This is a genomic window from Alkalinema pantanalense CENA528, assembly GCF_050753345.1.
Lineage (GTDB): Bacteria > Cyanobacteriota > Cyanobacteriia > Leptolyngbyales > Leptolyngbyaceae > Alkalinema > Alkalinema pantanalense.
On sequence record NZ_JBLZFX010000115.1, the window covers coordinates 1 to 18,797 of the forward strand.

Sequence of the window (18,797 nt, forward strand, 5' to 3'; positions counted from 1 at the left end):
TCTTCTTCTGGGGTGAGAATGACACGGAGAGGGGCTGGCATATTTAGAGAGAAAAAAGACTCCTTCTATATTATATTTAATTTACCCCTTCTACTTAAAATAATCTATCTTCAGCAACTAGAATCAATCCAGCGCTTCGAATAATTCCATAAAGTAATCAAAATTACATTTTTGTGAGTAAACCTATGAATCTACGACCATAGGTTTGGAGCAGTTGTAAGGTCAATAAAACGAGGAAGGCAGGATTATTGATTAAATAACGCTTCCAGAGTCGTTTCGGTTCTGCCCACAGTCGATAGAGCCACTCTAAACTCAAGGCCATCATCCAGCGGGGCGCTTGGGACACTTCTCCACTGTGAAAACTGAAGGCTGCCCCCACTCCAATCATCACTGCTGGTAAACGATCGACCTGCCGAGCCATCCATTGTTCCTGCTTCGGGCATCCCAAGCCCACCAAGACAATCCCCGACCCCGAAGCCGCAACCCGATCGCAATCCTGGGCTTCTTCCGCCTCTGTTAACGGTCGAAAAGGCGGCGCATAGGTTCCCGCGATCGAGAGAGCTGGAAACTTCGATTTGAGGTTCATCGCTAATTTTTCTAAGGTCTCTTCCGTGCCACCGTAGAGATAAATAGAGATTTGTTCTTGGGCTGCTCGATCGCAAACCGCCAACATCAAATCTGGCCCATAGACACGGGTTTGATGACGCCTCCCTAGCAACCTTAAGGCCAGCACTAGCGGCATTCCATCCGGAGTCACTAAAGCCGCATGGTTGACAATATTGCGATAGGACTTTTGCCAATAGGCCGTCATCACTACATGGACATTGGCCGCAATCACGTAGCAAGATCGACGATCGCTTGCCCAATGCAGAATGCGATCGCAGGCATCACGGTAGCTGGTGCAATCAATACGACTCCCAAGAATGGGTTGAGAAACGAGCGTCATGGCTGAGGCATTGATAGCTGGGGCATTGATAGCGGGGCATTGGGCAGGATGTTTATGGCTGGGGCGATCGGGTAACCTGATTCGGGTTCACGGACGGAATTTCAACTTTACGGGCGGCATACTTGCGCACCAACCGCATCCCAAAGCGCAGCAAATGGAATAACCCACCCTGTCGCCAAACCACTTGAAGCATTTCCTGGAAGCGGCTGCGGTTTCCGGTCGTCGTCAAATTCTCCCCCGTAATCCGATAGCCTGCGACTACGATCGGCACCCGCACAAACTCATAGCGCCGAGAGACCCGAATCCAATAATCCCAATCAAACACGTAGCGATAATTAGTCGCCAACAGCCCCGTCCTTTCCACCACTTCCCGCCGTAAAAACGTAGCTGGCTGGGTAATAAAATCGTGGGACAGCAACTGTTTACGAGAATAGTTGCGAATGTTGGTAACAGGCTTTAACACCCGATCGTTAGCATCGACATAAACCGCTTCCCCATAAATCGCCATCACCTGAGGATGCTGCTGGAAGTATTCGGCAACCTGGGGTAAGACCTGCTCTAAATAGACATCATCGGCATTCAGCCAAGCATAAATTTCACCACTTCCCTTCTGCCAGCCCTGGTTGATGGCATCGGCCTGTCCGCGATCGTGGTAGCGATGGACTTGTACCAAAGGATGCTGGGCATAGCGATCGAGGATCTCCGTCGTCCCATCGTCGGAAAAGTTATCCAGCACTAGGTATTCCAACTCGATCGTTGGATGCTGTTGAGCTAACACACTTTGAATCGTGCGCTCAATATAGGCTCCTTTGTTGTAGGAAGGAGTCACGATCGTGAACTTCATGGCCAAACGCGCCTCGAAGAAACGGGGACTCCTTTATGCTACCCACGATCGATGAAATCGCTCGATCCAGACTGGCAAGCACCAAATTGAAGAATCCTAGACTTACAAACCTTAGGCTACTTGTAAACCTAGGATTGCGGTTTAGATTGGGGCTTGGGTTTCGGGGGGCCAAAGTAGGCTTTATAGACTTCATGGGCGATCGGAACCGCCGATTCCGCACCGAAGCCCCCATTTTCCACGACCACAGCCACCGCAATTTGGGGATCGTTGAGCGGGCCATAGCCGACATATAAAGCATTATCTGCACCGCCAGGGACTTCAGCCGTTCCCGTTTTACCCGCTGTGGGCGGAATCGAGCCATCACTTAAACGGCGGGCCGTCCCTTCTTTGACCACCGCAATCAAGCCTTCCCGAATCGTATCGATCGTGCTTTTCTTCAGCCCGGTCTCTTGCGGCTGCATGTCCGGTGTTCCCGTTTGGCTCATCAGTAAGTGGGGTTTCACCCGCTTGCCCCCATTGGCAATACTGCTAATCATCACAGCCATTTCCAGGGGGGTCACCTGCACCAAGCCCTGCCCGATCGCCATCGTCACCGTATCGCCAGCATACCAAGCTTCTTTGTACAGTTTTTCCTTCGTTTCCGGTGTAGGAATGGAGCCTTGGGACGCGCCATCTAGATCAATTTTGGTTTCACCAATACCCATGCGATGCCCCCAGTTGCTAATTTCCTGGGGGCCAACCGCTAGCCCAATTTGGTAAAAGAACGTATTACTACTAAAGGCCAGAGCATCCCGAAAACCGATCGCCCCATAGCCCCCGCCCCCATGTTCATGGAACAGGACGCCTCCTACACTAATGGCACCGGAAGTCATCAGAGTGGAGTCGGGGGAAAACTTACCCGATTGCAAGGCTGCTGCCGTAGAAACAATCTTAAACGTACTCGCTGGCGGGTAGCCCTGCAAGGCACGGTTCAAAAAGGGATTATCTTGGGATTGCAGTTGATTCCATTCCCGATCGGTCATTTTGCGCGTAAACAGGTTGGGATCAAACGTCGGCCCGCTGGCCATGGCCAATACTTCCCCAGTTTTCACGTTGAGTACCACCGCTGCCCCGCGACGATTGGCCAAAGTCTTTTCCGCCGCCTGTTGCAATCGAACATCTAAGGTGAGTTGTAAGGGCTGTCCACTGATCGGTTTCTGGATCCCTAACATTTGCAATTCCTTCCCAGTTGCATCCACTTCGATTAAGCGACTGCCCCAGCGACCCCGCAACTGTTCATCGGCAATTCTTTCTAGCCCCATCTGTCCCACAATCATCCCCATGGGTAGATCGGAGTGTTTTTTCAGATCCTCCGCTGTGGCTTCTCCGATATAGCCCAGGATGTGAGCCGCGAGGGAACCATTGGGATATTGTCGATTGGATTCCGGTTGAATTTCCAATCCTCGAATGGGATCCCCTTCTGCTAGGGCGATGAAGGCTTCTGCGGTTAAATCTCGGGTAATCCGCACGGGAATCGCTGATTGAAAACCCGCCTTTTCCAACTGATTTAAGATTTGTTGCGGTGGTAACTTAAGGATCTTGCCTAACCTTTCCACCGTGGTTTTCCAGTCCTCGGGGGATTGCTCCCGAGGATACAGATAAACTGCCCGTGCCAACTGGTTTGCCGCCAAGGGTTTGCCATTGCGATCGAAGATATTGCCGCGATCGGAAACTAGGGGAATGGGACGCACCCGATTATGGTCAGCCAGTGCGCGGTTATATTGCCCCTGAATCAGTTGAATTTGCGCCAACCGAAAGGCCGGAATACTAAACAAAACCGTTGCCGATAGAAAGAGAAAGCCTACTCTTTCCGATCGCGGCAAACGGCTCTTGATTTGCAGTCGATAATTAGAGAAGCTCTGGTAGATTTTTTTCTGAGTCGATCGCAGCCCAATGCTCATCTTTCCCCCGATGATGCTCAAATCCTAAACAATTGAACGGGATTGTGTCGCCAAGAAAGTTCACAGGCCGAACATCGGCTAGACACACTGCCTGCCGATCGGTCTTTTTATAAAAAGCTGATCCTTAATGAACTGTTCACCCGGCTAATTTGGAGATCCGGATAGTTGGGAAAGGGAAGGGAAAATTTATCTGGAGCAATGAAATATCAATTTTTCCAGAGTTGATGCAGGGATGGGATAGGGTTGGGAGGTTCCCCTTGTGCGTATCCAGCGCATATCCAGTGCGTATCCTGCGAATATTCTGTTGGGAATATCCTGGTGTGAATAGCCTGATGGCGAATGCGCGGGAACCCCGGCTTTTAATTTTACGTCGTTGCTTCTAAAAAATCCTGTACTACAAGCAACGAATTGTTCAATTGGGTTAAAAGAAGGGAGCCATGGGACAGGTCCTGTTGCCGCGCCTGCTTTTCCAGCTCCGTAGCTGCCTGCCACATCTTCCGCAAGCCCACATTGCCACTTGCTCCTTTGATCTGATGGGCTAAGTATTGCAATGTATGACAGTCTCGATCGGCCAGAGCCGATTCCAGCAATTGCAACCGGGTTTTGGTTTCCACAAAAAAGATCTTCAGGAGTTCCACTTCAAACTCAGTATTGCCATCCGACAGTTGATGTAACTGTTTCCAATCAATGTCCACAGTAGAGACTCGAGAGGTCAGAGAAGATTTCATAGAACGCACAGCAAAGGCCAAAACGGGTTGGAGGGACGGGATCAGCTCTCAGCCTGAACTGACTATGGCCAAGTCGTCTTTGCTCAGTGTGCCCAGAGTAGGGAGCTAGACTATCGCCCAAAGCACCAAATTCCCAGAATAAGAATGAAGAGCCAACCGAATCCACCCAGATTTAAGAAACTCGATACCCCATGGAGTGGCTGTAGACAAATGAATTCAACCAGTTTGCCAAACAGGAGGGCTAAAACAATGAGAACAAGAGTCGGCATGGGGTTCAGGGGGGTGGCAGAGTGGTTCGGCAGAGGGATTCGGCAGGTAGTGGTTCAGTAGAGATATCCCCTAGACAGTTAACATCATTGGATGTCTAGAATCGATCGTAGGAGAACCATCAGGAATAGCTAGTGCCTGTGCATAAGTGATCCTATTGTAGAAATAACCCAGTGTAGAGATCCCTTGTTTTTTTGTCATTGTCATTTCAGCATCTCAGTCATTTCAGCATCTCAGTCAGGGACAAGCTGCCAAGATTTCTGATAATCCTTCATTTTTGTCACTTTACTGTTTCGTCACGTATTTTTTCGTAATGTAAAGGAACGAGGTTCATCATGATCGGCGATCGAGGAGTCCTTTTGAGCGCAGTATCTAGCCCATCAGTTACGGTGTCTAGGCCACAGTTGAGTCAGGTGTCTGGCACAATCTTGGGCGGAGTTTTTAGTGCAGCCTTGGGTGCAGTGTTGGGCGCGATCGCACTATTGCCCTTGAGTAGCCAACCCAGTTTGGCGCAATCATCCAATTTTGGCAGTTTTGAATTAACCAGCGGCAGTAAAGCCGTTTCTGTAACGGGCAGCACTGGCGGTAATACATCCCTCCCAGCCATTACCAGCGATGTCGATCGCGATCGTAACAAGTGCTTAGGGTTTGGCGATCCGAAGCCGGATCATGTGATGACGTTGAAGCAAGGTTTTTCCCAACTCACCCTCAAGGTGGAGAGTGGTAAAGACACCACCTTAATTGTTGTGGGGCCGGGGGGAGTGACCCGGTGCGGAGATGATACTGGCAATAAAAAGGATGCCAGCATTACCGATAGTGATTGGGCTGCGGGCACCTACCAAATTTGGGTGGGGTCGATGGAACCGGGAATGCGCAGTAATTATCGCCTCTCGGTGCAAGGGAAATAGCCCAAGGAAGCAACCCTTGCGATCTTTGCGATAATAGGGGCGTTAATCAAACCTTCTTGAATGCCAACTATGACTGCTGCGATCGATGCAAAGCCTGCTTTTTCCGTGCGGCTAGCCAACTGGGTGCTGGGGATTAAACCGCTGTTTAATTTTGCTAAGAAGCGGGCCCGCAATATGATGATCCAACGGGCAGAGACGATCGGGGTGCCCTGGATAGCGGAGTCCCAGCAGTTACAAGCCCGAGATTGGACGGCGGATTTCGCAGCGGTCAATAATCCCAATTTGCAATACCCCGCCTATTACCTCAAACCGTTCCATGCCTACGAAGAAGGGAACCTGGGCTGGTTACCTGCGACGGAGGTGGAGGTGGCGGCCTATTCTGTGCACGCGCGGATTTGGCAGGATTCCGGTTCCAGTGGAGATCCCCACCTAAGGCAGAGCTATCACAAGGTCTTGCAGCAGGAATTACCGATCGCCCCTCGCGACATCGTGGATCTGGGCTGTAGTGTGGGCATGAGTACCTTTGCGCTTCAAGAAACGTTTTCCGGATCCAATATTACAGGGGTTGATCTGTCGCCCCATTTTTTGGCCGTGGCGCGTTATCGGACGGAACTGCGGCAGGCAGGCAAAGGCAACGGACTGCAATTAAAGGGAGAGCAACCTAGTGCTGAAGCGGCACCAACTTGGGTGCATGCGGCTTCGGAACAAACGGGATTGCCCGCCGGATCCTATGACTTGGTATCGGCTTGTTTGATGTTCCATGAGTTACCCCAGTCTGCGGCGATCGAAATTTTCCACGAGGCGCGGCGGCTCCTCAAACCCGGTGGCTACCTGACGATTATGGACATGAATCCCCGATCGGCGGTCTTTGTCAAAATGCCGCCCTATGTGATGACGCTGCTCAAGAGTACTGAGCCTTATTTAGATGAGTACTTCTCAATGGACATTGCAGCGGAAATCGAAGCGGCTGGGTTTAACCACCCGCGAATCATCGAAAATTCACCCCGCCACCGGACGATCATCGCCCAAGTGAAGTAGAAAACTGCAAGGTCAAAATAGGGGAACACCCAGCAACAGGCCAATCGCTCCTTGCAATGCCCCCACTTTTTCAGCAATTTCGACAACAGTTCCTACCGCATCTTTAACTCCACCCAGTAAGCCTTTCAAGGTGATCTTGCTGGGTTTTTCTTTTTTTAGTTCTTCAGCAATTTGTTGCACAACCTGAGTCAATTCTTCTCGATCCTCGAGATCTGCTCCATGAATTTCGATCGCCTGAAGCAAATCTTTAAGGGCTTGAGCAATGTCTGGCTTACCCTCAGCTTGGAGATCACTCGCTAGGTTATAGACAGTTTGAATTGCTTGAGCATTTTGTCCTACCGCAATTGATCCCCCAGTCAATGAGCCGCCAGTCACGACAATGCCTTGATTATTCTCAGTCATCTCATTTACTCCTAGTTTCGATACTTATTATTTTAAAGAGAATCTTGAAGAAGCTAACCAGAATTAATTCTATGAATTATAGAATTTGGTATAAATTACCCAATTCTATTTAATCTTTCAGAACTTAATGCTATGAAAAACACTGAGACAACTCGTTATTTATGTGCAGCAGCACATCTCGATCCCTTCTTCTCTCAACAAGTTATTCAGCAGATTTTGCATGAAGAATATCGAGCCGTTATTGTTCCGGCAGGGCTGGATTTATTCACCATAGTCAAACATTGTTTAAATGCACGGAGAAGACGAATTATCCGAGATATTCTTCTAACGGTAATACTTTGGCTAGCTTGGAGCTATGTTGGTTATCAAATAGAGATTTTGTATTATCCCGATCCCATTAGTGGGTTTTTCCTGACATTAATGGGGATTTTCCCATCTCTATTTTTTCTGGTAGCCTATACGATTATTGCCACTGAATCATGGATTACTCAGTATGAAATTGTTGCCAAAAACTTAACGAAAGGCAATTTTCATCCTGATTGTGTCACACTCCCTAATGAAGAAATTATTAGAAAGAAATTAAGTAACATTTGTGATGAAGCAGATTCAAATGTGGTTGTTTATAGTGGATTTTCGCCATTTGTCGGTTCTGGCGTTGATTTAGGTGGATGGTCTTTTGCATTAGATATCAGCAAGGGTAAAGAAGAAATGGGTCAAAGACTCGAAGCCCAACCCTTTGATGTCGAAGAGATTGATCAATTTATGACCCATGCCCTAGAGAAACTCCAGTTGCCTGACTTGAGTATTCGGAGTTGGCTCTATGTCAATGGCCAGGAAATTCGAGATAATCCCCAGTTCCTACCAGATCTCCTGCGGCGACCTGTAAGTCAAGTTGATCCATCAGTAATGCAACAGTTTCTCAATTTCCCTACAGAATCTATTCGACATTACAGATGCATCCGTGTAATGGGGTGGCAAGGAGAATTAATTCTATCCACATTTTTGAGATTTATAAAGATTGGGGATAATCTCTTTACTGAAGTTAATTATTTTTTACTGACGCCCTTGAAACCGGAATATCGACGCATCGATACTCTATCTTCAAGTCCTAGTTTAAGACATCGATTGCAAACCCTGGGAGGTGCGCTTTTAAGTAGTTTTTTCCTCTGGCCCTTTGCTCCCTTTAGTTTGCTGCTCACGCTATTCAATGCAATCAATCGTCAACTTTCTCGCGGAAAAATCAAACGCCTTATTCGTGAAAATCCAGTGTTTGACTATGGTGCAATGACAAGTATTCGGGAAATGGCTAGTTCTAATCTTTATCGACAGTATTTTCAAAAACTAGATAAAGAGATGTATTTAAAAATTATCCAGAAATCTATCTTGGATGGCATCATTCACTTCTTAGATCAGCACAATATCAATACAGAAGAATTCAAAGAACGGAGTTCGACGATTCTCAATAATGGAGTTATGGTAACGGGTGGATCAATTGAGGCTCAAAATCTCACTGTAGGTGATAGAGCAAAATCAGTGCTCAACAATATTACTCAGCCGATTGGGGCAAAAGCATCTAGTGAATCTCGAAAAACATCGTCTCTTAACTAGACTTCAGCCCCAAGAATACAGCGCACGATCGCCCCATGCGGTAGGATCATGCTGATTTACTTTGCGGTAATTACCGTTCTCAGGAGGATTTCAGCGTGACAACCCGCGTCATCATTGTGCGGCATGGCGAGAGTACCTATAACGTCGAGCGGCGCGTTCAAGGCCACTGCGACAAATCGATCCTCACCGAAAAAGGCCGATCGATGGCCGTCCAAGTGGGGGCTGCGCTGAAGGAACTCACCTTTGATGCCATCTATGCTAGCCCTCTTCAACGGGCGAACCAAACCGCCGCACTCATTGCCGAACAGCTTACCAACGCGCCAACCGTCACCACCACTGACCAACTGAAGGAAATTAACCTGCCTTGGTGGGAAGAACTGCTGTTTGATGATGTGATGAGCAAGTTTCCCGAAGAGTATCGCCAGTGGCGCGATGCTCCCCACCAGTTGAAAATGACGATCGACGATCGTGACTTTTTCCCGGTGGCCGACCTCTACGAACAGGCCAAACGCTTCTGGAACGCTACCCTGCCGCACCATGCCAATCAAACCCTGCTCGTCGTGGCCCACAGTGGCATTAACCGAGCGTTGATTAATAGCGCGATCGGGCTTAAGCCAGAAGACTACCAACGGCTGGATCAGTCCAACTGCGGCATTACCGTGCTCAACTTCTCCGGTGGACTGGGCGATCAGGTGCAAATCGAATCCCTCAACCTCACCGCCCACTTGGGTACCCCCATTCCCAAACCCAGAAAGGATGACGTGGTGCGGTTACTCCTCGTCCGCCATGGCGAAACCCAATGGAACCGGGAAGGTCGCTTCCAAGGCCAAATCGATGTGCCATTGAACGAAAACGGCCAACGCCAAGGCGATCAAGCGGGAGAATTCCTCAAATCCGTCAAGATTGACGCCGCTGTCAGTAGCTCCATGGCACGGCCTAAGGAAACCGCCGAACGGATTTTGCAGCACCACCCTGGGATTCCCCTGCAACTGCGGGACGACCTGCGGGAAATCAGCCACGGTACTTGGGAAGGCAAGCTGGAAGCAGAAATTCGGGCGGAATACCCTGGTTTATTAGATCAGTGGCAATCTCACCCAGAAATGGTGCAAATGCCGGAGGGTGAAAACTTGAATGACGTGTGGACACGGGCGATCGCTGGATGGCAAGCGATCGTAGAACAGGCCCAGCCCGGAACCACCACGCTGGTTGTGGCCCACGATGCCATCAACAAAGCGATTTTGTGTCACGTTGCAGGCTTGGGTCCGGAGTCTTTTTGGAACTTCAAGCAGGGGAACGGGGCCGTCAGCGTGATTGACTATGCTAAGGGAGCCAATGCAGATCCCATCCTGCGAGCCGGAAATATCACGGTTCACCTCGGCGGGGTGCTGGATAAGACAGCAGCAGGTGCACTGTAGGCACAGAACACTGTAGGCACAGAACACTGTAGGCACAGCGCTCTCGTTCAGATTTTCTGGGTTGGCTCGATCGAACCAATCCAGAAAAAATTACTGAGTTTGACAAGGTTATGGCAATTGAAGTTTTGCAACAGGTGCGAGTGATCGATGCGGTGGCAGGCACTGATCGCACGGCGGATGTACTACTGGAAGACGGCATGATTCAAGCCATTGAGGCGCAGATCACGCCACCGGAGGGATCTCAACTGCGATCAGGGCAGGGCTTAATCCTGGGGCCGGGGCTGGTGGATTTGTACAGTCGATCGGGAGAACCAGGCCACGAAGAACGGGAAACCTTGGATTCCTTCATGGCAGCGGCGATCGCAGGCGGCTTCACCCAGGTTAACGTTTTGCCCACCACCACCCCAGCGATCGACAATCCCGCTACCATTAGCTGGATTCGCGAACAGGTGCAATCCCGCCTACTGTCGAGTCTCTCTGCAATGCCTACCTTACCCCGCCTGCAATTTTGGGGCGCACTGACCCTGGAAACCGCAGGGCAACAAATGGTCGAGTTGGGGGAACTGGCTCCCCACGTGGTAGGTTTTGCCGATGGTAAGGCCATCACGAACCTAGCCATGCTGCGACGGATTTTGGAATATCTCCAGCCATTGCAAAAGCCGTTGATGCTGTGGGCCTACGATCCCAGTTTGGCTGGCCACGGTGTTGCGCGGGAAGGGGTGAATGCCCTCAAGTTTGGCTTGCCGGGAATTGCCGTCATGGCAGAAAGTGCGCCCCTCGCTGCGATTTTAGAGCTGTTGCAAGAGATTCCTGTACCCGTCCATTTCATGCGGGTTTCTACCGCGCGGGGTGTGGAACTGATTCAAGCCGCCAAAGCCCAGGGTTTGCCAGTAACCGCCAGTACAACTTGGTTGCACCTGTTGCTAGATACCAACGATCTCGGCACCTACGATCCCAACCTGCGCCTCTCACCCCCCTTGGGCAATCCCAGCGATCGCCTAGCCTTGATTCAAGCGGTCAAAACTGGAGTGATTGACGCCATCGCTGTAGATCACCAAGCCTACACCTACGAAGAAAAAACCGTGGCCTTTGGGGAAGCACCGATGGGTGCGATCGGGTTAGAGCTGGCATTCCCTACGCTGTGGCATTACTTAGTTGAAACTGAACACCTGACAGCGGTGGAACTGTGGCGTGCCCTCAGTTGTCAGCCCTTGGCTTGCTTGGGAAAATCCACCCCTGAACTGACTCTTGGAGGCTGTCACGATTGGATTTTGTTCCAGCCCGACCAAACTTGGACAGTGACTGGACAAACGCTCAAGTCCCGATCGTTCAACACCCATTATTTAAACCAAACCCTACAAGGGCGCGTTTCACAGGTCGGCTAATCAGCTAGGCCACCCCAGAAAACTGGCCATGCAACAAGCTAGCCACGCAAAAACCCTTCAGCGATTGACCAAAAGTAATTGACTAAGGTCTGCGGAAGGGTTTCTGTTGGTTCAACACTAACTGGATTGAGTAGCAAGAATTGAGCAGTCTGCTACTTTTGTGCTTGCTGGTAGTCCGGTTCCGGAGAAATTCCGCCAACCCGATCGGGGGGCCAAAAGCGCACCACTGCCCGACCAATAATTTTTTCCTTCGGCACAAACCCCCAGTAATGGCTGTCGTAGCTATTGTTGCGGTTGTCTCCCAGGACGAGGTACTGGCCTTCCGGCACCGTCGTAGGGGGCAATTCGTACTGGGGATCTTCTTGGATATAGTTTTCCCGCAGGGCTTGATCGTTGATGTAAACCCGTCCACCTTTCACTTCCACCTTATCACCCGGCAGCCCAATCACCCGCTTGATAAAGGCGTCATGGAAATTCTGCTGTTCCAACGCCGGGGTGGGATTAAACACCACAATATCGCCCCGTTGGGGGGAATTGAACTTGTAGCTCACCTTATCCACAATCAATCGATCGTTGATCTGAAGGGTCGGCAGCATGGAACCGGAAGGAATGTAGCGAGCTTCAGCCACAAACTGTCGAATCCCGATCGCGAGAAACGCGCTCAGGCCAATGGTTTTCAGACCTTCTAACCAATGATTTTCGTTATTACCGGACATAGGCTCCAAAATTGGCTCAAAAGTTGCAGATATTCAGCAGATACAGGTAATGGGTAAATGACAGTGAGTGGTTCTAGACAGCATCCGTTAAAACTGATGGGAGAGATTTCCTTCAAGTCAAGCGGGCTGGATAGAGGCCAACAATACATGACAAGCGTTACCACGTCTAGGATCTCTATCAAGATCTCTATTTAAGTTATACACATCCTCGATCGACTTACGCACAAGAGTTTACGCCGAGGGCATGGGGAATTCCCGTACCAATGACCGTAGTGCATCGCCGAGAGTTCCCCTGGATCTGCTGTGTTTGCACGATCGGAATTGGGCATAGGATCTATGATCACGGTACAATCAATACAAATGTACGATACAAATGTAGGATAAAAATATACGGAAAAAGACGTTAACCTTTACTGCCTAGTTTTTCCAGCCTTTCCCTTGTACGCTGTATAGTTGCCTCCCATTATCCAATTTCTCTCCCCATGGCTCAGGAAGCTCCCAAAGAAGAACTCAATTTTCAGGCCATTAGCGATCGTCTGCCGCCCCAGAATTTGGAAGCGGAGGAAGCAATCCTGGGTGGGATTTTAATGGATCCGGAGGCGATCGGGCGGATTACGGATATTGTGACCGTTGAGGGGTTTTACCTGTCGGCTCACCGCAGGATTTATGAGGCAGCACTGGTTCTACATCAGCAGGGCAAGCCCACGGATTTGATGAACGTGGCCACTTGGTTACAGGATCACGGGCAACTGGACAAAGTGGGGGGCCAAAGTCGATTGGTGGAACTGTGCGATCGGACAGTTAGCGCGGTAAACATCGACCAGTACGCCCAACTGGTGATGGACAAATATCTGCGCCGTCGCTTAATTCGAGTTGGCAACGAAATTTCTGCCCTCGGCCACGACACAACCCAGGATCTAGCGGATGTGTTGGACAATGCGGAACAAAAAGTCTTCAACGTGACGCAAACTCGTCCCCAGGAAGGGCTCATGTCTACGGCGGATGTCCTAACACAGACGTTTGCGGAGATTGAAAGTCGCGCTGTAGGGATGGCATTACCCGGTTTGGCCTGTGGTTTTTACGATCTCGATGCTATGACCCAAGGCTTTCAACGTAGCGATTTAATTATCGTTGCAGGTCGTCCGTCAATGGGCAAATGTTTGGCGGCAGCATCGGAAATTCTGCTATCTGATGGCTCCCTAGCCACGATCGAAACCCTCTACCAGCGCCAATCGGCAGAACTTCTCACGCTCAATTCTCAGTTGCAACTGCAACTCACCGAACCATCCGCTTACATTGACGATGGAATTAAACCGCTCTTTCGCGTCACCACTCGCCTAGGGCGACAAATTGAAACAACACTCACCCATCCCTATCTCACGATCCAGGGATGGCGACCATTAGCAGAACTGACGGTGGGTGATCGGGTGGCGGTACCGCGCCGCTTACCGATTACGGGTTCAGAAATCCTGCGGCCCTGTGAAGTGAAATTATTGGCTTATTTGATCGGGGATGGATGCTTGACCCACATTTGTCCCAGTTTTACTAATGTTAATCCAGCGATTCAAGCGGATTTTACAGAAGCTGTGCAACAGTTTGGGCGGCTGAAAATTCGGGCGGAGGATTCCGCTGGACAACGGGCCATGAGTTTTTATATCGCCAATGATGGAGACTCCGTGGCACAGCAGCGGGTGCAATTTGGGCAACGGCTGCGAACTTATATTCAATTAAGAATCGAAGCGGGACAAGGGTCAGCCCGACAATTAGCCGACACCCTGCAAGTGAGTCCGGCTTTAATTTGCGCTTGGCAACGGGGAGAAACAGCTCCCAATCAAGCTACGTTTGAGCAACTTTGTCAGGTGCTGGATGTAGCGCCTGAAACGTTAGTTCCGGGGGGCTATGGGTCGATCGCGAGTGAAAATGCCTTGACGGAGTGGTTAAAACAATTAAATTTGTGGGGTAAATCAGCCCATGACAAAACTATTCCAGATGTCGTGTTTCGACTGGAACGATCGCAGTTGGCGCTATTCTTAAATCGGTTATTTGCAACGGATGGCTGGGCAACGGTGCTGGCCAGTGGACAGTCGCAACTAGGTTTTGCCAGTGTGAGTGAGAAGCTAATCCGGCAAGTGCAACATTTACTGCTACGGTTTGGCGTGATTGCAGCTCTCAAGGCTCGATCGGTGAAGTATCAAGCAGGGCGGCGATCGGCATGGCAATTGGATATCACCGATGCCTGCTCGATTCGGAATTTTATTGATGAGATTGGTATTTTTGGTAAGGAGCCTGCTCTAAATCAAGTAGATGCCGCGATCGGACAGCGACGCTACCAAACCAATCGGGATCTGGTTCCCGTTGAGATTTGGCCAACAATTTCGGCAGCAAAGGGAGACGAAAGCTGGAAATCCTTGGCAACCCGAGCAGGATTTCGTAGCACCAGTAATATCCATGTGGGTAAGCGATCGCTAACTCGAAATCGTCTGTTAGCTTTGGCAACCGCGTTAGACCACGCAGAGTTACAAGCGCTTGCCACCAGTGATGTGTATTGGGATGAGATTGTCGCGATCGAGTCCGTGGGGATGGGTCAAGTTTACGACTTAACGATTCCGGATACCCATAATTTTGTTGCCAATGACATTTGTGTTCATAACACAAGCTTTGTTCTAAACGTTGCCAGAAACATTGCATCTTACCATAAGCTTCCCGTTGCAGTTTTCAGTTTAGAAATGTCTCGTGAGCAATTGGTACAGCGTTTACTCTCCAGTGAAGTTCGCATTGAAAGTAGTCGCCTGCGGGCAGGTCGCATTAGCAATCAGGAATGGGAACCGCTGGGTCATGCCATCAGCACCCTATCGCAGATGCCGATTTTTATTGATGACAGTCCGAACCTGAGCGTGACGGAAATGCGATCGCGGGCAAGACGGCTCCAGGCGGAAAATGGTGGAGCATTAGGGCTGATTTTGATCGACTATTTGCAGTTGATGGGCAGCGGAGGTAACGATAATCGAGTACAGGCGTTGTCGAACATTACCCGATCGCTTAAAGCTCTAGCACGGGAGTTAACCGTCCCTGTTATTGCACTCTCACAGCTGAGCCGCAGTGTGGAATCCAGAACAGACAAACGGCCTATGATGTCTGACTTGAGAGAATGTGTCACTGGAGAGACGCTGGTGATGTTGGCAGATGGTCGGTGTATGCCGATTCGGGATCTCGTTGGACAACAACCTCATGTCCTTGCAATGACACCAGAGGAAAAAATCACGATCGCTCAAAGTGATTTGGTTTGGAGTGTTGGAACGAAGCCAGTTTTTGCCATGAAACTTGCCAGTGGTCGAGTGTTAAAAGCCACAGCTAAGCATCGCGTCTATACGGCCCACGGATGGCAAGAGCTACAATACCTACATCCAGGTGATCGCGTGGCGATCGCTCGACACTTACCTGAACCAATCCAATCAGCTAACTTGAATGACTCCAATTCTTGGCAAGACAATCAATTAATTTTGCTCGGTCATTTGATTGGGGATGGTAGCTATCTCAAAGGACAGCCCTTACGGTACACAACGTCATCCGAAGAGAATAGCCAAATCGTTGCTGACGCAGCTCGAAGCTTCGGAGTAATCATTAATCGACATCCTGGAAAAGGGAATTGGCACCAACTGGTCTTTAGTGGTAATGGAAATCGCTGGCATCCAAAAGGAATCAATTTATGGCTAAGAAAATTAGGGATTTTTAACCAACGTTCCCATGCAAAACATTTACCTAGTTCAGTATTTACGCTAAGTAACCGACAAGTTGCCGTTTTATTAGCTCATCTTTGGGCAACAGATGGGACTTATCACGTCCCTAAATCAAACAACACAAGCAGTCGAATTCATCTTTCCACTTGTAGTATCAGACTTGCCCATGAAGTAGCAACGCTTCTTCTCAGATTTGGTATTGTGGCCAGAATTCGGACTGTGCAACAAGCAGAATTTCGTCCTATCTACCTAGTAGAAATTTCTGGCAAGATGATGCAGATGGTATTTCTAGAGCAGGTGGGGGCTGTTGGCTGCAAAGTAGAAGATGCAGAGCGTTTAAAAAATTACTTGGCGAGTATTGCAGCTAATCCCAATCGTGATACGTTGCCTCAAGAAATCTTTGCAGCTATTCGTTTACGAATGCAGGAACAAGGAATTACCACCCGTCAGATGGCTACTTTGCGCGGGACATCCTACGGTGGATCATCTCACTTTAATTTTGCGCCTTCTCGAGAAGTTGTTTTTGACTATGCATCACTTTTGCATGACTCGTTTTTGCTGCAAAAAGCAACTTCCGATCTATTCTGGGATGAGATTGTCAGCATTACCCCGATCGGTGAGGAAGAAGTCTTTGACTTAACTGTACCGGGGCCTGCATCTTGGTTGGCGGATGGTATTGTCAGTCACAACTCCGGGGCGATCGAGCAGGATGCAGATTTGATTATGATGTTGTATCGCGATGAGTACTACAACAAAGACACCGTCGATCGGGGGGTGGCGGAAGTTATTATTAGCAAACATCGTAATGGCCCCACAGGAACCGTTAAACTGTTGTTTGAACCGCAATATACTCAGTTCAGAAATCTGGCAGCCCCTAACCGAGAATAGTCAGGGCAAACCATTGCTGAAAAGCATCCCAGAAAATCGTTGCAAAACGTTGATGAATTGCACAGGACGTTGATGTATGTGGGACGATCGCGATCTTTCACCAACCCTCTCCTACTCCGTCAGAGAAAGCAAGAAAGCCAAACGAGTCAGTTTACGAATGTCCCTCGATGGCAATTTAGAAGTCGTGATCCCCATCGGCTTTGACCGTTCTGCCATTCCGGCGATCGTCGCTAAACATCAAACCTGGATCGACAAAACTCAAACCAAACTTGCCTCTCAGGCGTCTCCCTCCAAAAAAAATCAACGGGAACTCTTACCCAAAACGATCGACCTACAAGCCACCACCGAATCCTGGCAAGTGGAATACACTCCAGCCAACGTCAAAAGCATTCGGATTTCGGAAATAGAACCCTACGTAGTTCTTTGGGGGAATACGCACAACGATCGCCTCTGTCGCAAAGCCCTGAAAAGCTGGCTGACCCGCCGTGCCGAAGCCTTTTTGATCCCCTGGATTCAGTCCCTCAGCCAAGACTTGGATCTGCCCTGTAACCGCATCACCGTGCGCGGCCAGAAAACCCGCTGGGGTAGTTGTTCCAATGAGGGCAACATTAGTTTGAACTACAAACTGCTCTTCCTGCCGCCCCAGTTAGTCCGGTACGTCCTCATCCACGAACTCTGCCACACCGTCCACTTCAACCACTCCCCCGCCTATTGGCAACTCGTCGCCGAAAAAGATCCCCACTACAAAAAATCCGACCAAGCTTTGAAAGAAGCGCTCAAGTGCGTTCCCCACTGGGTTGATCGGGATTAAGCGATCGGACTCAACTAGCTCAGGCATCGGACTACCTCCTAGAAAGCCACGGGTAAATGCGCTACCCGTCCCCATCCCTTGATATGCTTGAGCTTTGATAACAAACTTTGCCGCAAGCAGTCTAAGAACCGCGTCTAAGAACCTATGCCTGCCACGTTAGAAAACCCTGTGACAACGTTTCCCTTAGCCGCCGTCGTCGGACAGGAAGCCATCAAAATGGCGCTTCTGCTAGCCGCCGTTGATCCTGGATTGGGAGGCGTCGTGATTTCTGGGCGACGGGGTACGGCCAAATCCGTGATGGCACGGGCGATCCATGCGTTGCTGCCCCCGATCGAAGTGGTGGAAGAATCGATCGCCAATTGCGATCCCACCCACCCCGAGGAATGGGACGACCTGACCCGCGAAAAATATGCCCACGTTGCCGAAGTTCCCACCAAAATTATTCCGGCCCCCTTCGTACAAATTCCCTTGGGGGTGACGGAAGATCGCTTACTCGGTTCCGTGGATGTCAGCCAGTCGATCAAACAGGGGGAGACGGTATTTCAACCGGGACTCCTGGCAGAAGCCAATCGCGGCGTGCTTTACATCGACGAAATCAACCTCCTGGACGACCAAACCGCCAACCTGCTGCTGAGTGCCCTAACCGATGGCCGCAACATCATCGAACGGGAAGGCATCAGCGTCCAACACCCTTGCAAACCGCTCTTAATCGCCACCTACAACCCCGAAGAAGGCGACCTGCGGGAACATTTACTCGATCGCATTGCGATTTCCCTGTCCGCTGACATGGTGTTAGGGCTAGATCAGCGGGTGGATGCAGTCATACAAGCCACGGAATACGCCAATGATCCCCGCGCCTTCCTCGACCAGTACGCCGAAGACATCGACGGGCTGAAAACCCAAATTCTCCTAGCGCGGGAGTGGCTGAAGGAAGTCACGATTACCCAGCAGCAGATTGCATATCTCGTCAGCGAAGCCATTCGTGGTGTAGTGCAGGGCCACCGGGCGGAATTGTTTGCCATTCGAGTGGCGAAGGCCCATGCGGCTTTGGATGGGCGCAATACGGTCAATGCGGAGGATCTGCGTAAGGCTGTGGAGTTGGTGATTGTGCCCCGCGCCACGGTGATCCAAGCCCCACCGCCCGATCAACCGCCGCCCCCGCCG

At 50.1% G+C, this 18,797-nt stretch carries 15 protein-coding genes; 8 read left to right on the forward strand and 7 right to left on the reverse strand.

The window, feature by feature from the left end; translation table 11 throughout:
* Positions 1–163: 163 nt before the first annotated feature.
* The 5 genes from ACN4EG_RS24160 to ACN4EG_RS24180 form a co-directional block, all read right to left on the reverse strand.
* Positions 164–946, reverse strand: coding sequence for a WecB/TagA/CpsF family glycosyltransferase (locus ACN4EG_RS24160; RefSeq protein WP_431632832.1), 783 nt, complete (start codon positions 944–946; stop codon positions 164–166).
* A 52-nt stretch (positions 947–998) separates the two neighbouring features.
* On the reverse strand, positions 999–1,790 hold the full coding sequence (locus tag ACN4EG_RS24165) for a glycosyltransferase family 2 protein (protein WP_431632833.1): 792 nt from the start codon (positions 1,788–1,790) through the stop codon (positions 999–1,001).
* A gap of 128 nt (positions 1,791–1,918) precedes the next feature.
* Complete coding sequence (mrdA, locus tag ACN4EG_RS24170) at positions 1,919–3,730, reverse strand: penicillin-binding protein 2 (protein ID WP_431632834.1); 1,812 nt, start codon at positions 3,728–3,730, stop codon at positions 1,919–1,921.
* A gap of 365 nt (positions 3,731–4,095) precedes the next feature.
* Positions 4,096–4,458 (reverse strand): Hpt domain-containing protein, encoded by a 363-nt coding sequence (locus ACN4EG_RS24175; RefSeq protein WP_431632835.1) that lies wholly within the window; start codon positions 4,456–4,458, stop codon positions 4,096–4,098.
* 110 nt (positions 4,459–4,568) lie between these two features.
* A complete protein-coding gene (locus ACN4EG_RS24180) occupies positions 4,569–4,727 on the reverse strand; it encodes a hypothetical protein (protein WP_431632836.1) in 159 nt (52 codons plus the stop codon).
* Positions 4,728–5,084: 357 nt separating this feature from the next.
* On the opposite strand from ACN4EG_RS24180, the gene ACN4EG_RS24185 reads away from it, so the two are divergent.
* Positions 5,085–5,633 carry a hypothetical protein gene (locus ACN4EG_RS24185; RefSeq protein ID WP_431632837.1) on the forward strand — a complete coding sequence of 183 codons (549 nt, stop codon included), beginning with the start codon at positions 5,085–5,087 and terminating at the stop codon, positions 5,631–5,633.
* 69 nt (positions 5,634–5,702) lie between these two features.
* On the forward strand, positions 5,703–6,671 hold the full coding sequence (locus tag ACN4EG_RS24190; RefSeq protein WP_431632838.1) for a class I SAM-dependent methyltransferase: 969 nt from the start codon (positions 5,703–5,705) through the stop codon (positions 6,669–6,671).
* 12 nt (positions 6,672–6,683) lie between these two features.
* Here ACN4EG_RS24190 and ACN4EG_RS24195 read toward each other — a convergent pair whose 3' ends face one another.
* A complete protein-coding gene (locus tag ACN4EG_RS24195) occupies positions 6,684–7,073 on the reverse strand; it encodes a hypothetical protein (protein ID WP_431632839.1) in 390 nt (129 codons plus the stop codon).
* Positions 7,074–7,205: 132 nt separating this feature from the next.
* On the opposite strand from ACN4EG_RS24195, the gene ACN4EG_RS24200 reads away from it, so the two are divergent.
* From ACN4EG_RS24200 to ACN4EG_RS24210, 3 genes are all read left to right on the forward strand, one after another.
* A complete protein-coding gene (locus tag ACN4EG_RS24200) occupies positions 7,206–8,681 on the forward strand; it encodes a hypothetical protein (RefSeq protein ID WP_431632840.1) in 1,476 nt (491 codons plus the stop codon).
* Positions 8,682–8,776: 95 nt separating this feature from the next.
* A complete protein-coding gene (locus ACN4EG_RS24205; RefSeq protein WP_431632841.1) occupies positions 8,777–10,096 on the forward strand; it encodes a histidine phosphatase family protein in 1,320 nt (439 codons plus the stop codon).
* A 110-nt stretch (positions 10,097–10,206) separates the two neighbouring features.
* On the forward strand, positions 10,207–11,481 hold the full coding sequence (locus ACN4EG_RS24210) for a dihydroorotase (protein WP_431632842.1): 1,275 nt from the start codon (positions 10,207–10,209) through the stop codon (positions 11,479–11,481).
* 152 nt (positions 11,482–11,633) lie between these two features.
* Here ACN4EG_RS24210 and lepB read toward each other — a convergent pair whose 3' ends face one another.
* Positions 11,634–12,197 (reverse strand): signal peptidase I, encoded by a 564-nt coding sequence (gene lepB / locus ACN4EG_RS24215; protein WP_431632843.1) that lies wholly within the window; start codon positions 12,195–12,197, stop codon positions 11,634–11,636.
* A gap of 482 nt (positions 12,198–12,679) precedes the next feature.
* Between lepB and dnaB the strand changes: the two genes are divergently transcribed.
* The 3 genes from dnaB to ACN4EG_RS24230 all read left to right on the forward strand — a co-directional run.
* Positions 12,680–16,822: a replicative DNA helicase gene (gene dnaB / locus ACN4EG_RS24220; RefSeq protein WP_431632844.1), complete on the forward strand. Its 4,143-nt coding sequence runs from the start codon at positions 12,680–12,682 to the stop codon at positions 16,820–16,822.
* A gap of 76 nt (positions 16,823–16,898) precedes the next feature.
* Positions 16,899–17,633, forward strand: coding sequence for a M48 family metallopeptidase (locus ACN4EG_RS24225; protein ID WP_431632845.1), 735 nt, complete (start codon positions 16,899–16,901; stop codon positions 17,631–17,633).
* 144 nt (positions 17,634–17,777) lie between these two features.
* On the forward strand, positions 17,778–18,797 hold a 1,020-nt coding region (locus tag ACN4EG_RS24230), incomplete at its 3' end, for an ATP-binding protein (protein WP_431632846.1).